The organism is uncultured Porphyromonas sp., assembly GCF_947254915.1.
Taxonomy (GTDB): Bacteria; Bacteroidota; Bacteroidia; order Bacteroidales; family Porphyromonadaceae; genus Porphyromonas.
In genome coordinates, this window is record NZ_CAMYEZ010000008.1 from 1 (window position 1) to 13,091 (window position 13,091).

The 13,091-nt window shown below is 50.0% G+C and carries 7 protein-coding genes; 6 read left to right on the top strand and 1 reads right to left on the bottom strand.

Annotated features, from left to right (window positions below; translation table 11 throughout):
• The first annotated feature begins 421 nt into the window (after positions 1–421).
• The 6 genes from Q0X57_RS01215 (at position 422) to Q0X57_RS01240 (ending at position 11,852) form a co-directional block, all read left to right on the top strand.
• Positions 422–2,152 carry a hypothetical protein gene (locus tag Q0X57_RS01215; RefSeq protein ID WP_297726492.1) on the top strand — a complete coding sequence of 577 codons (1,731 nt, stop codon included), beginning with the start codon at positions 422–424 and terminating at the stop codon, positions 2,150–2,152.
• A 573-nt stretch (positions 2,153–2,725) separates the two neighbouring features.
• On the top strand, positions 2,726–5,275 hold the full coding sequence (locus tag Q0X57_RS01220; protein WP_297726495.1) for a hypothetical protein: 2,550 nt from the start codon (positions 2,726–2,728) through the stop codon (positions 5,273–5,275).
• 35 nt (positions 5,276–5,310) lie between these two features.
• Positions 5,311–8,187: a hypothetical protein gene (locus tag Q0X57_RS01225; RefSeq protein WP_297726498.1), complete on the top strand. Its 2,877-nt coding sequence runs from the start codon at positions 5,311–5,313 to the stop codon at positions 8,185–8,187.
• Between the two features lie 424 nt (positions 8,188–8,611).
• Positions 8,612–9,952, top strand: coding sequence for a U32 family peptidase (locus Q0X57_RS01230; RefSeq protein ID WP_297726501.1), 1,341 nt, complete (start codon positions 8,612–8,614; stop codon positions 9,950–9,952).
• Between the two features lie 44 nt (positions 9,953–9,996).
• On the top strand, positions 9,997–10,446 hold the full coding sequence (locus Q0X57_RS01235; RefSeq protein WP_007365812.1) for an acyl-CoA thioesterase: 450 nt from the start codon (positions 9,997–9,999) through the stop codon (positions 10,444–10,446).
• Positions 10,446–11,852 carry a phospholipase D-like domain-containing protein gene (locus tag Q0X57_RS01240; RefSeq protein WP_297726505.1) on the top strand — a complete coding sequence of 469 codons (1,407 nt, stop codon included), beginning with the start codon at positions 10,446–10,448 and terminating at the stop codon, positions 11,850–11,852. The genes Q0X57_RS01235 and Q0X57_RS01240 overlap by 1 nt, the downstream gene beginning before the upstream one ends.
• Before the next feature lie 19 nt (positions 11,853–11,871).
• Here Q0X57_RS01240 and Q0X57_RS01245 read toward each other — a convergent pair whose 3' ends face one another.
• Positions 11,872–12,918, bottom strand: a complete 1,047-nt coding sequence (locus Q0X57_RS01245) for a sporulation protein (protein ID WP_297726508.1) — start codon at positions 12,916–12,918, stop codon at positions 11,872–11,874.
• Between the last annotated feature and the right edge of the window lie 173 nt (positions 12,919–13,091).

Here is a 13,091-nt window from a genome sequence, read left to right on the forward strand (position 1 = left end):
CGGTCGCCTCGCTCCGCTCCCCACGCCCCTGCTACGCAGACAGCTCACCTCGCGCCACCCCTCGCTCCGCCTCTTCGCTCTCTACACGCTCCTCCACCTCTGCTCCCTCCGATCGTAACTTCTGTCGGTCATGTAGCTCTCCCTGCTCCGGATGCCCTTGAACAAGAGTTGGCTAATTCAAATAATGTTTTTATATTAGCAGTAGAAAATAATAGGAGCCAGCTCCTATATAGAACTATGGACCCTTATCCTATAAGATATGAAACGAACTCTACTTACTCTCCCGTCTGGAAGAGTCGTGTGCTAAGCTTTACACTCGTCTCTGTATCTACAACGCAGTCCACTTTAAAGTCATCTAGTTGTGTTGTCCATACGCTCCCTTGTGGAAATATCGAAACTTACTAAACAAAGAATCTGTAATATGAAAGCATTTTGTAATGTGAAAGTGTTTGTGACACTGATTCTATCTATGCTAGCCATAGCTTCGTGTCAAAGTCCGAACTCTTGTCCAGACTTACCTGACCCCAATGCAAACACCTTTAAGGCGGAGTTCAAAGCGACTCCTGACGCCTTCTCAGCTCAAGGCGGAGAGGGACTTGTAACAGGCATCTTAAAGGAGATCAACGCAGAGGGCGTAGAAGTCTCAGAAAGGCCTCTTACCAAGAGTGAATTCACACTAAGGCTCAAGTCTGGCGATGCTAGCCAAATCTCAATTGACAACGATACTAAGAAGTTTGTCGTAGTTAAGGGATCAACAGCAACTTTTGAGCTAGAGGCTATGGCAACGGTTGAAAAAGCGACAAAAAACTCTCAGGTATTAACTATAGTACGTGGGGGTGAAGTCAACTACTCTTTTGTCGCTACACCAGCTGTCTTTACTGCAATGGGCGGAGTGGGGACAGTCTCTGGACTCTGTAAAATCACAAATGCATCGGGTGAGATAGTCTCAGAGAAAGCTCTTGAACCAAGTGATTTCACCCTTTCTCTCAAGGCCGAAAACAAAGAGATTACTGTGGATGATGCCACTAAATCTTTTAATGTGGCTATGGGCAATGATGCCACATTTGAACTAATTGCCTCCTGTGATGGCGAAGAGTCTCAAGTTTTAACTATCAGTCGCAAAGGTAAATTGACTTACAAGTTCAAGGCTGAGCCGAGTACTTTTGATGCTGCGGGTGGAAAGGGCTTTGTTGCAGGTATCTGTACTGCGGTAGATCAAGCTGGTAGTCCACAGATTAGCACATCGCTAGCCTCTGAAGACTTTACCATCTCGCTCAAATCTGGGAGCAAGGCTGAGATTGTAATTGATCAAGCAGAGAAGAGCTTTCTGGTAAAGGCTGGAGAACAAGAAGCTGACTTTATACTGGAAGCAAAAGCATTACACAAAGATGCTGCTCCACAAGAAATTAAGATCCATAGAGAAGCCAAAGCAACCCCTGCTCCGACCAATAGGTTGCCGCTAGAATATGTAGCAGAGTATAATATCGACCCTAGAGGGACGGGATTTGTCAAAACTCACGCGACGAATGAAAGTGGCTACTTTACATTTGAAGACGCTGTCGCTAAGTTTAGCGATATAACTATTGCAGGCAAGAAGTATCATCTGCCTAGTCATGAAGAGTTGATGTCAATTGTCCCTTCATTCAGCATGAATCTAGGTAGTAACTTTGCAATCCCAACCATTGTCAAAGATGCGTCAGAGACCGTCACCATTAAGGGAAGAACGGTTTCCTCAAAGAATGACTATCGAGGAGGAATCTCGGGAGTAGCCTATGCCGTACGATTCAAAGGAACAGACTTTGTCTCTGCGTGGAAGTACGAATGTACACGGCTAGACAATCATCTGGTGATGAAAGTGACAGCACGACCTCTCAAGGGTGCAAACGCCTCGATTATCATTGACGATGTGGCAAAGCCTAGCTTTTGGACGAGTTCTACGGAGCATGACGTTGTTAGGTACTTTCCAGCTTCTGGGCTAATAAAGCCTGGGTCAGAAAGTGTATTAGAGCGTGATGTCATGGGCTATTTTTGGGCTTCCGACTCATACGATTCGACTAATTCGTGGGGTTGTTTCTTCAATCAGATGTCTTCGTTCGTCGCAATGAGCAAACAGGAGTTTAAGTTGACGATTCGTCTCTTTGAAACTAATTAGGAGTTTGGACGTCATAGTCCCCACAGTCGAGGGCAGTCTGCTCATTATGGTGACGGCTGACTATGCGGTAAGCGTGATGTAGACCATGTCTATGCTGACGAATGTGTCGGCAACTGAATAATAAGAGGGGACTAGACCGCTACATTGGCGATTGAGTCCCCTCTGTTACGTTGATCCGCTGGACAATCGGTTGAAGTGTTTCCTCGCTCGTAGGATCCTGTAAGTTGGGAGCAATGAGAAAATCTTAAATAGCTCGGTGTAAAACGAAAAATCTCCACGGAGCCGGGAAATAAAACTTCGGAAGAATGAAATGAAACTTCGGAAGAAAGATTTCAAAGTTCCGAAGAATTTTTCCATTCCTCCGTGGAGATCCCAAGATCTCTACCGAGGAATCGTTCAATTTCCTCGATAGTGCCGTAGATGAAGTCATCTTATATCATGCGTTAGCGGGTGGAATGTACGGTATGTTCTTGAACAAGAGTTAGCTAATTCAAATAATTTTTTTTATATTAGCGGTGGAAAACAATAGGAGCCAGCTCCTATATAGAACTATGGACTCTTATCCTATAAGGTATGAAACGAATTCTACTTACTCTTCTGCTCATCGGCTTGTTGCCACTGAGCCAATTTGCCCAGGAAGAGATCTCCTTTGTGACCACGCTACCAGTAAACAGTGAAATCCGACTGGAGGTCAATGCCAAGGGAAATGTTGAGACAGAGGGACTGAAGTTCTTGCGTAGTGAGCAGATGCAAGGGATTACCTTCTCGTATTACACGATCCTCTCTCAGGAGATCAAGCTCAAGGGCTCTATCTTAGGACTAGACTGTAGCGCCCAAAAGATTACTCAGCTAGACTTATCGAGAGCATCAAGCTTGCGGACACTCTTTGCGTACAAGAATAAGTTGACATCCATCGATCTTGGTGCCAGCTCAGCATTGGACTTTGTTGATCTATCGTACAACGAGCTGACCTCCGTGAAGATACCCGCATTGCCTCGGTTACAGCGACTAGCTCTCTACAATAATCAACTGGCGGAGCTGTCTATCGGACACTGTCCACTGCTTAGCTATTTGGACATCCATGGCAACAACCTCTCGCAGTCGGTGTGTGAAGCATTGCCTAGCCTCTTGCCACAGCGAAGTCAAGCTGGGACATTGGTTGCCGTGGATAATACGCAGCAAGAGGCAAACAAGTACTCGAAGAAAGCTGTTGAGGCTGCGAAGATGAGAGGCTGGGATGTCTTTGACTATAATGGGAGTCCTTTCAGTATGAAGCCTTATAGGGGCTTTGACTATGTACCTCAAGTGTCAAATCGTCTCATCACGCTATCCTCTGCAAAGCCTCAGAATGGAGAGATCTCTATCACGATAAGAAGTGAGGAGCCCTATCGTATTGAAGGGGCAGAGACCATTTCAGAAGAGAAGTACTTCTCCGGAGAGACGCTTCTGAAGCTACGACTAGGGAGCGGTGGCACGGTGCAGCTCTATGGGGATATTCTCTCGCTGGACTGTTCTAAAGCAGAGCTGACCCAGCTGTCCTTCTCTACGGAGTCGCTGATCTCTTCGCTGATCTGCAGGGACAATACTCTGGATCGCCTAGATCTCACTACCTTAAAGCAATTGAGGCAGTTAGACTGTCGCAACAACAAGCTGGAGGAGATACTGTTGAGTCCCAGTCTACCGCTGACCCTCTTCAACGTAGCCAACAACAAGTTGTCAGATGCTAAGGTAGCATCACTCGTAAGTGCATTGGCGACGAGTGATGATGAGAACCTATTTAAGAGGGCTGTCGTCTTTGACAGCCGTGAAGGAGGTGATGCTAATCGCTTTTCTGCAGAGATGGTAAGCAAGCTCAAAGAGAAAGGCTTTACTCCGCTAGCCATCGTCAATGATGAGGATAAGCTGACATACTACAAGGGCTGGGACTACACGCCACATGTGGCTTCAGAGGCAGGAGTTACCTTTAGGACGAGCCGACCTGTCGGAGAGACACTCCTCATAGAGATAGCGCCTGTGGCTGGAGAGGATTGCTCCATATCGGGAGCTACGCTACTCTATCTAGACGCACCAGGGGAGACCCCCTATGAGGTCTATCGGGTAGACAAAGAGCTGATTACCATAGCTGGTAATGTCGCAAAGCTTGACCTTGGGGACTGTGGTGTAACATCACTGGACTGCTCTAAGGCACCTGAGCTGACGAAGCTACTGCTGATAAAGAACCCACAGCTACAAGCTCTAGATCTCACTGCAAACAAAAAGATAGAGACTCTCCAGATCGTGGAGTGCGGTATCCCGACGATAGACGCTCGCTCACTGACAAATCTGCGACAGCTATACGCTGGTTATAGTGCACTAAGGGAGGTAGATCTATCTCAGTGTGAGAAGCTGGAGACGCTGAATCTAGATAAGCTACAGCTGAAAGAGCTTTCACTGGCAAACAACAAGAGACTCAAGTCTCTCTCCTGCTCTGAAAACAATCTGACAGAGCTAGATCTCTCAGCTCATCAACGTCTAGAGGATCTGGACTGCAGTCGTAACGCTCTTACGCTATTGACCCTGCCTCAAGAGGCTCCTCTCTTGAGGATTGATGCCTCGCACAACAAGTTGCAAAGCATCCCCTTAGGAACTTATCCTAACCTACAGCATCTCGCTTGCTATGGTAATAAGATTGATACGCTCCATGCCTCTAGTCTCTTCGCAAGCTTGCCTAGCAGAGTCGATGGGAGTCGCGGTCGGCTACTCTTTTGCGATAGTTCGATAGAAACCGAAGGCAATAGTGCTTATCAGAGAGATGTAGCGCAAGGGGAGGAAAAGAATTGGCTCGTCCTAGACTTCAACGGCAGTCCCACACGAGCTAAGCAATACAAAGGTGTCTCAAATCCTAACTCTATCGAATCCCCGCTACAACGGCACTGGGCGGTGGCACAAGTGGGACGGGAGCTTCAGATACGCCATCTACCCATAGGGGAGGAGCTCGCCGTATTCTCTCCGACAGGAGTACTGCTGTATAGGACGATAGTCCGAGAGGAGATGACGCCAGTAGATATAACTGACTATCCGCTACAGATAATAATCTCAGCAATGGGGCAAAGTAGCGTGGTAGCTCTCTCGAGAGGCGAATAACAAGACATACAAGACTAGCTTAAACATCTATAGATATGAGAAAACAATTACTCGCTATCGTATACGCCCTACTAGGGATCTGTATACCTCACGCCCTCCTCGCCTCAGAAGGTGAAGAGGTGACACTCTCCTTCGAGAAATATCCTGGCACGGAGGTCTCCATAGAGATAGAGTGTGACACCAATCCAGCTGTCGAGGGAGCTCACTTCCTCCGCATCGAGCCGAAAGATGGGGCAAAGCACTATATCTACCAGCTCAAAGAGTCCACCATCAAGCTCTCTGGTGGCAACATTCGAGCTATAGACTGCTCACACTCTGACCTAGCACAGATTGATGTGACCAAACTGCCTTACCTGCGAGAGCTACGTATCGAGGGAAACAATGTTGAGAAGCTTGACCTCTCTGCTTCTAAAGAGTTAAAGATCCTAGATGTAGGAGACAATCGCCTTTACGACCTAAATCTCACAGGACTTACCAAGCTGGAGAGGCTACTAGTCAATGGAAATGGACTTGCTCAGCTAAACATCTCTGACTGTCCAGCTCTGACGCTGATAGCCTGCTACAGTAATGAGATAAATGCGGACAATATGAAGCTCCTCGTGGAGTCTCTCCCGACCATATCGGCTAGCAAGCCTGCGCGTATGATAGTCGTTGACAAAAAAAGTGCTCTGGAGGGTAATGTCTGCTCTATGAGTCACGTCGCTATTGCCAAGGGTAAGAACTGGGAGATGTTTGACTACAAGGGTAGTGTCCAAGATATGGAGCCATACTATGGAGACGACTATGTCCCCGTTGTCTCATCGAACTATATAACCTTCAAGACAAACATGATCGCTGGAGATCAAGTCAAGCTAATGTGGAAGACCAAAGAGGAGAATCCACACGTAGAGCTGGAAGGGGCCTCCATCGTACGTACAGACGACTATGGCAAGGGTCCCGTCTACGTCTGTGAGCTCTCAGCCTCTGAGGTCAAGGTGAAGGGGGATCTTACTATGATTGATTGTAGTGCCAATCTAATCTCATCACTCGACCTGTCTCACTGCACCATACTCGAAGAGGTGTACTGTCACAAGAACGGTTATCTCAAGAGCCTTGACGTCTCCATGCTACCATCTCTAAAGCATATAGTTACTACCGACTGTGCGCTAGAGAAGCTGGATCTCACACATGCTCCACTGCTAGAGACTGCTTACCTTGCTAATATGCCTCTTGCAGAGATAGATCTATCGAATAATCCACAACTCAGAGTACTCAGTCTTAACTGGACAAAGTTACAGCAGGTAGACCTCTCACACAATGCCAAGATTGAGGACTTACGACTGAACGGGACAAACGTTCAGACCGTAGATCTGAGTGCCTTGTCGCTCCTCAAGATGCTCTATATTAGTGAGGCTAAGCTCACTTCACTCGATCTAACCCACAACCCACTGCTCAAGCGTGTTCGACTCGGTAAGAATGCGCTCACAGAGGTGAAGCTAGGGACGCATCAGCAACTACAGGAGCTGGACGTAAGAAGCAATAAACTCTCGACTTCAGCCTTTCAAGAGATTATCTCTGCTTTGTCTTCCTATAGCACCTCTCAAGAGCATCGCTTGATAGCTGTCGACAAGAGTGACGCTCAGGAGGCAAACGTCTGTACCGTGACAAACGTATCTGACGCCAAGGCTAAGGGGTGGACGGTGTATGACTTCAATGGAAGTAAAGAGAACATGAAGCTCTTTGAAGGCGATCCCGAAGAGGTCAAGCCGTACGCTTACTTTAAGACAGAGCTACCCAAGGACAAGGGCGAGAAGGTCTTTATCACGGCCGTCACCAAAGATGGTTCTCCTATTGAAGTAAAGGGACTAACTTATAATAGTAGCTTCATAGATGGGGGGCAAGAGGTCCTTTCGTATATAGTGTCTGATGTAGAGCAATACATCTACGGAGACATTGTGCTATTGAATTTGCAAGAGAACTATCTCACTGAGCTAGACATCACGCACCTGCCCTCACTAGAGAGTCTTATGGCAACAACAAATAAGAAGCTAACCGAGCTAGATATCTCACACTCTCCACAGCTTAAGAAGCTTTATCTCGCTTCTACTGGGGTAGCCAGTCTACTCTTCCCAGAGGGAAGTCAGCTAGAGGTCCTAAACGTACCTTCGACAGCTATCACCTCACTCAATCTAGCCCATTGCCCAGCACTTCAAGAACTAAATATCAACGCAACGAATATCACCGAGATAGACCTAACACGCTGTCCTAAGATCACTTACATATCGATGACTCGTGTTCCCGTGACAGCTCTAGATCTCTCTCAGTGTACCTCACTAGAGAGACTATATCTCGATGATTGCAAGCTAAGCTCACTAGACCTCTCTAAGAATAGTCAGCTAAAGCACCTCTACTGTGCAAACAACGGACTCACACAGCTTATCATGCCTGCATCTAAAGTTCTAGACAATCTGTTTTGCTATGGTAACAAGCTGAATAGTGCTGCCATGCAGTCTATCGTAGAGGCACTGCCCGACAGAAGTGGTAAGGAGCGTGGTCGCTTTGTCGTGGTCAATAAAAAGGCAACCACCGAACTGAATGAGTGTACCAAAGAGCAGGTAGAGGCTTCTAAACTGAAGAACTGGACTGTCTTTGACTATAATGGGGACTCCCTAGATATGCTACCTTACGAAGGGATCACCAGCAATACGTTAGTAAGCAGTCAGCAGGTGAAGGTCTATAGAGATCGCACTACGCAGATGCTCTACGTCACGGGTCTAGAGCCTCTCGAGGAGGTGTCGCTATACCTCGCTACGGGAGAGCTACTCGTACGCACGCTCAGTGACTCCGAGGGGGCTTGCACGATCTCACTCTCCACAGTCGAGGAGAGTCCACTCATTATGGCGACGGCTGACTATGCGGTAAGCGTGATGTAGACCATGTCTATGCTGACGAATGTGTCGGCAACTGAATAATAAGAGGGGACTAGACCGCTACATTGGCGATTGAGTCCCCTCTGTTACGTTGATCCGCTGGACAATCGGTTGAAGTGTTTCCTCGCTCGTAGGATCCTGTAAGTTGGGAGCAATGAGAAAATCTTAAATAGCTCGGTGTAAAACGAAAAATCTCCACGGAGCCGGGAAATAAAACTTCGGAAGAATGAAATGAAACTTCGGAAGAATGAAATCGAAGTTCCGAAGAATTTTTCCATTCCTCCGTGGAGATCCCAAGATCTCTACCGAGGAATCGTTCAATTTCCTCGATAGTGCCGTAGATGAAGTCATCTTATATCATGCGTCAGCGTCTAGGTGAAATGTGCGAAGGTGGGGCACTTGAGGGTAAGTTTGTATCTTTGTGCCTATGAATGAACGTGCAGAGAGAATAGAGTCGGTCGACTCGATCATACAGCGTGAGCTGGTGCTGCTCCCTGAGGAGCTACGTGATCCTAGTCGCTACGAAGTGATGGCGCCTGTGGGGTCGTATGAGAGCCTGAGCGCTGCGATACGTGCTGGAGCGAATAGTATATACTTTGGCATTGAGGCGCTGAATATGCGCGCTAAGTCGGCCTACAACTTTACGACTGACGACCTTTATCGTATCGTGGAGACTTGTCGGAGGAGTGGCGTGAAGAGCTACTTGACGGTCAATACGATCATCTACGACGAGGACTTGACACTGCTCCGTGAGATCCTCTACCATGCGCACCAAGCACAGGTTACGGCGGTGATCGCTGCGGATGTGGCGACGCTGATGGAGGCGTATCGGCTAGGGCTGGAGGTACATCTCTCTACGCAGCTCAACATTAGCAACTGGGAGGCTCTGCGCTTCTACGCACAGTTTGCCGATGTGGTGGTTTTGGCTCGTGAGCTTAACCTAGATCAGGTGGCGGAGATCAGACGCAAGATAGCTGAGGAGCGGATCGTCGGGCCGTCGGGTAGGTTGGTGGAAATCGAGATGTTTGCCCATGGGGCGCTCTGCATGGCGGTCTCGGGCAAGTGCTATCTAAGCCTGCATCACCAAGCTACGAGTGCCAATCGGGGTAGTTGTGCACAGATTTGTCGCCGTGGCTATCGCGTCTACGATGATCGCCAGGGGGTGGAGCTGGAGGTAACGCACCCAAACATTATGTCGCCGAAGGATTTGAAGACGATTCACTTCATCAATAAGATGATGCTGGCGGGTGTCTCAGTCTTTAAGATAGAGGGTCGCGCTCGTGGCCCAGAGTATGTCTCGACGGTGGTGCAGTGCTACCGCGAGGCTATCGACGCCGTCTGTGCGGGCACTTACGACGAAGCTCGGATAGCGCAGTGGAATGAACGACTACGAGAGGTCTTCAACAGAGGCTTTTGGGATGGTTACTATCTCGGTCAGCGCTTGGGCGAGTGGACACCTTTTGCAGGCTCTAGTGCTGTGCGGGAGAAGGAGTACGTGGCGCACATTGTCAAGTACTTTAGCAAGATTGGGGTTGCAGAGGTGGAGGTCGAGAGTGGCGAGTTGGCGCTGGGAGATCGCATCCTGATCATCGGGCCGACGACGGGCGTGGTGGATATGACGCTCTCGGAGATGCGCTACGACCTGGAGCCAGTCTCTCATGCGACTAAGGGGCAACGCATCTCTATCCCTGTGCCACGCAAGGTGCGGGCGAATGACAAGCTTTACCTCTTTAGGGAGCGAACGGAGGTGCATCATTTCAAGGGCTAGCCGAGCTTGACTAAAAGCATTTTACCAAGATACTTATATATCATATGAAACAACCAATCAAATATCAGTATGGTCTCACGCTCAAGGTGCGAGACTACGAGTGCGACCTCCAGGGGGTGGTCAATAATAGCAACTATCAGTGCTACATGGAGCACACGCGTCACGAGTTTTGGCTGGCGCTGGGCGATAGCTTTGCGGAGATGCACGATTTGGGTCTTGACCTCTTCGTATACAAGGTCTCGATCACCTATCATCGCTCGCTGCGTAGCGGGGATACCTTTCACACGGCACTGCGTGCGAGACGTGAGGGGGTTAAGCTTATCTTCGATCAAATCATCGTGCGCAGTGACGGCGTGAAGTGTGCCTCGGGTGTAGTTGAGGCGGTCGCTGTGCAAAATGGACGGACCACTCGTGGAGAGTGCTTTGATGGTATTATGGCTCGTGCGGAGGCTTACAGTGAGAGCCATCCGTATGACTTAACGATACTCGCCTAATGGCTTCGCTCCTCTTCGGGCTTTACTTGCTCTCTGTCATCGGGGGAATAGTGATCCTGCTCGGAGAGGAGCGTAGTGCGGTCTCTTCGATCCCGTGGATCCTAGTGGTCATCTTTCTTCCAGTCGTAGGGCTCTTACTATATATCATCTTTGGCTACTCGCTGAGACGTAAGCAGCTGATTGATATGGAGGTGCGAGAGGCTCTCTCGGATGCGGCTACAGAGACGCAGTCCCTCCCTAGCACAGATGTGGCGGAGGATGCAGATCATACGCTGCAGTCGCTCTCCTCGCTGATAGAGCGGATGAGCGATACGCCCCTGACGACTGCTTATGAGCTGACGCACTATGACGATAGTCGGGCGTGGCTCTTAGCTTGTCGTGAAGCGATCTCACGAGCTGAGCGCTATATCTACATTGAGCTGTACCGTATTGAGGAGGGACCGTGGCTAGATGTCTTACTAGATCTACTCGCAGAGCGCATTCAAGAGGGGGTGTCGCTCTACTGGCTCTACGATGACGTAGGGTCACGCAACCTGAGCCGTCGCTACCGTAAGCGTATGGCGCAGTTGGGCGGACAGGTGGCTGCCTTTCTCCCCGTACGCTTTAGGTTGCTGACGAGCCGTGTGAACTATCGCAACCATCGTAACCTCGTGGTGGTGGACGGTGCCGAGGGCTTTACAGGGGGAAACATTCTTCTCTCGGAGCTCTCGCATCTACGTGAGGGACTCTTTCCTCTAGCGACGACTCATCTACGCATCAGCGGACCTGCGGTACGACAGCTGGAGTACAGCTTTGCGCTGGACTGGTACGTGGCGACACAGCAACTGCTCTCGCTACGACAGTTCCCCGCTATGCGGACAACGTCTACGCCTGTCCAGCTACAGATCTTCCCGACGCATCCTACGGACAACTTCCCCTCACTAGAGATGATCTTCACGCATGCCTTCCTACAGGCACATCGGTCGCTCTACATTGAGACTCCTGTCCTGATCCCTACCTCTAGCATACAGCGAGCGCTCATCTCTACGGCGCTCTCAGGAGTACAGGTGCGGGTAATCCTGCCTCGTCGTGGTCGTAGTCGACTAGCACCTAAGGCTTCGCACGCATTCTTTACCGACTTGCTACGGGCTGGCGTGGAGATATACTATTACGATGGTTTGCGTGAGGCAACCTATGCGGTGGTCGATGGGGAAAGCGTGCTGACGGGTACGCCGTACCTGGACTTTAGAAGCTTTGAGTACAACTTTGATCTGACCACCATCGTCTATTCTTCGGAGGTCGCACGGCAGTTTATCGATAGCTTTGAGGAGGCTCGCTCGGTATGTCACAGAGTCTCCTGGCGACGCAACAGACTCTGGCGACGAATCGTCTATGGCGTGATGCGTCTGCTCACGCCGTTGTTATAAAAGAGCGCTGATTGCGCTACTAAAGGGCGTAGATCCAGGCTCCAGCGAAGCTATCGGATAGCTCAGAGACCATGCGACGCAGCTCGCCTGCACGCTCCTCGGAGGAACGAATGCCAGCGATGACGAGACAGCGAGAGGACTCCTCTACAATCTGCAGAGAGACGCCCTCAGTCTGAGCTGGGTCGGCGCTAACCTCTTGGATAAATCGCTCTGCACGCTTAGGCCCTTTGAAGACACCTACGACGACTGCGTGACTACCTTGCTGTAGCGCCTCGGCATGTGTGATCAGTAGAGCGTGAGAGGCGGGGGCTTCCGAAGCTTGTTCTGGTGTAGCAGAGACGATCTCTGCTTGTTCTGTAGCCTTGTTGGGTTGCGTGGCTGTTGTCTCGCTACCCGACAAGGCTTGCTTTTGCTCTGTCGTCACCACGTTCGCCTCATCGAGCCAACCGTAAGGTACGAAGCCTGCACTGTATCGGTCAGGGTGACTGTCCGAGCTAATGGGGAGTAGGCACAGAAGGCATATAGCACCTGCTGCAGCCCAATTGGTAGCGGTCCGATTGATACGGATCGTCCAGTACTTCCAATCACCTTTCGCCTCACTGGCTGGCTCGGCAGTGGCATGCGCGGAGGGCGCAACGGCAGGAAGCAAGCAGCTCTGCGGATAGAGCCCGTAAGAGTGTATCGATCTGAGCCCTTGACGCTCCTGGACAGGGGTAAAGAGTAGCTCGCCACTCTCTTGTAGCGTGATGGTGCCGAGGTTGGAGCCGATAATAAGCGAACCCGACTGGTATAGCTGGTGCCTGATGACGGTCACGTCGGAGTCTACCACGAGACGCGCTCTACGCACGGAGAGCCCTAGGGTACGAGCGTAGCAACTGTCCAGGATGCCGTCACGCTCAACTAGAGAGGCGTTGAAGGAGATGCGCTGCCCTGCTGGCGTGATGATATTGAGATCCTGGTCATAGAGTGGCGGCGTTTGCTCCACGATGAAGGCTCCTATCGTGGGGAGTACGACGCAGTCGTGCAGTAGTAGAGCTTGCTCTAAGATATCTCCGATGCGATACATTGAGATGTACAGGCTAAGAGTGGATGATTACGAGTCTAGAGAGGCTACCTGGCGTAGCACCCTCGGGGAAAGGGGGCAGAAGACTTCCGCTCCTCACCACAAAGTTAAGCAATCTCCACGAACTGGAGCGTGTGGTGCGGAGCGGAAGTATCAGTTGTTTCCGTTAAGTGTTT

Bases quoted from the DNA above. Each gene is read 5' to 3' on its own strand.
- Q0X57_RS01230 (WP_297726501.1), top strand. From the start codon at position 8,612: ATGAATGAACGTGCAGAGAGAATAGAGTCGGTCGACTCGATCATACAG.
- Q0X57_RS01240 (WP_297726505.1), top strand. From the start codon at position 10,446: ATGGCTTCGCTCCTCTTCGGGCTTTACTTGCTCTCTGTCATCGGGGGA.
- Q0X57_RS01245 (WP_297726508.1), bottom strand. From the start codon at position 12,918: ATGTATCGCATCGGAGATATCTTAGAGCAAGCTCTACTACTGCACGAC.
- Q0X57_RS01235 (WP_007365812.1), top strand. From the start codon at position 9,997: ATGAAACAACCAATCAAATATCAGTATGGTCTCACGCTCAAGGTGCGA.
- Q0X57_RS01215 (WP_297726492.1), top strand. From the start codon at position 422: ATGAAAGCATTTTGTAATGTGAAAGTGTTTGTGACACTGATTCTATCT.
- Q0X57_RS01220 (WP_297726495.1), top strand. From the start codon at position 2,726: ATGAAACGAATTCTACTTACTCTTCTGCTCATCGGCTTGTTGCCACTG.
- Q0X57_RS01225 (WP_297726498.1), top strand. From the start codon at position 5,311: ATGAGAAAACAATTACTCGCTATCGTATACGCCCTACTAGGGATCTGT.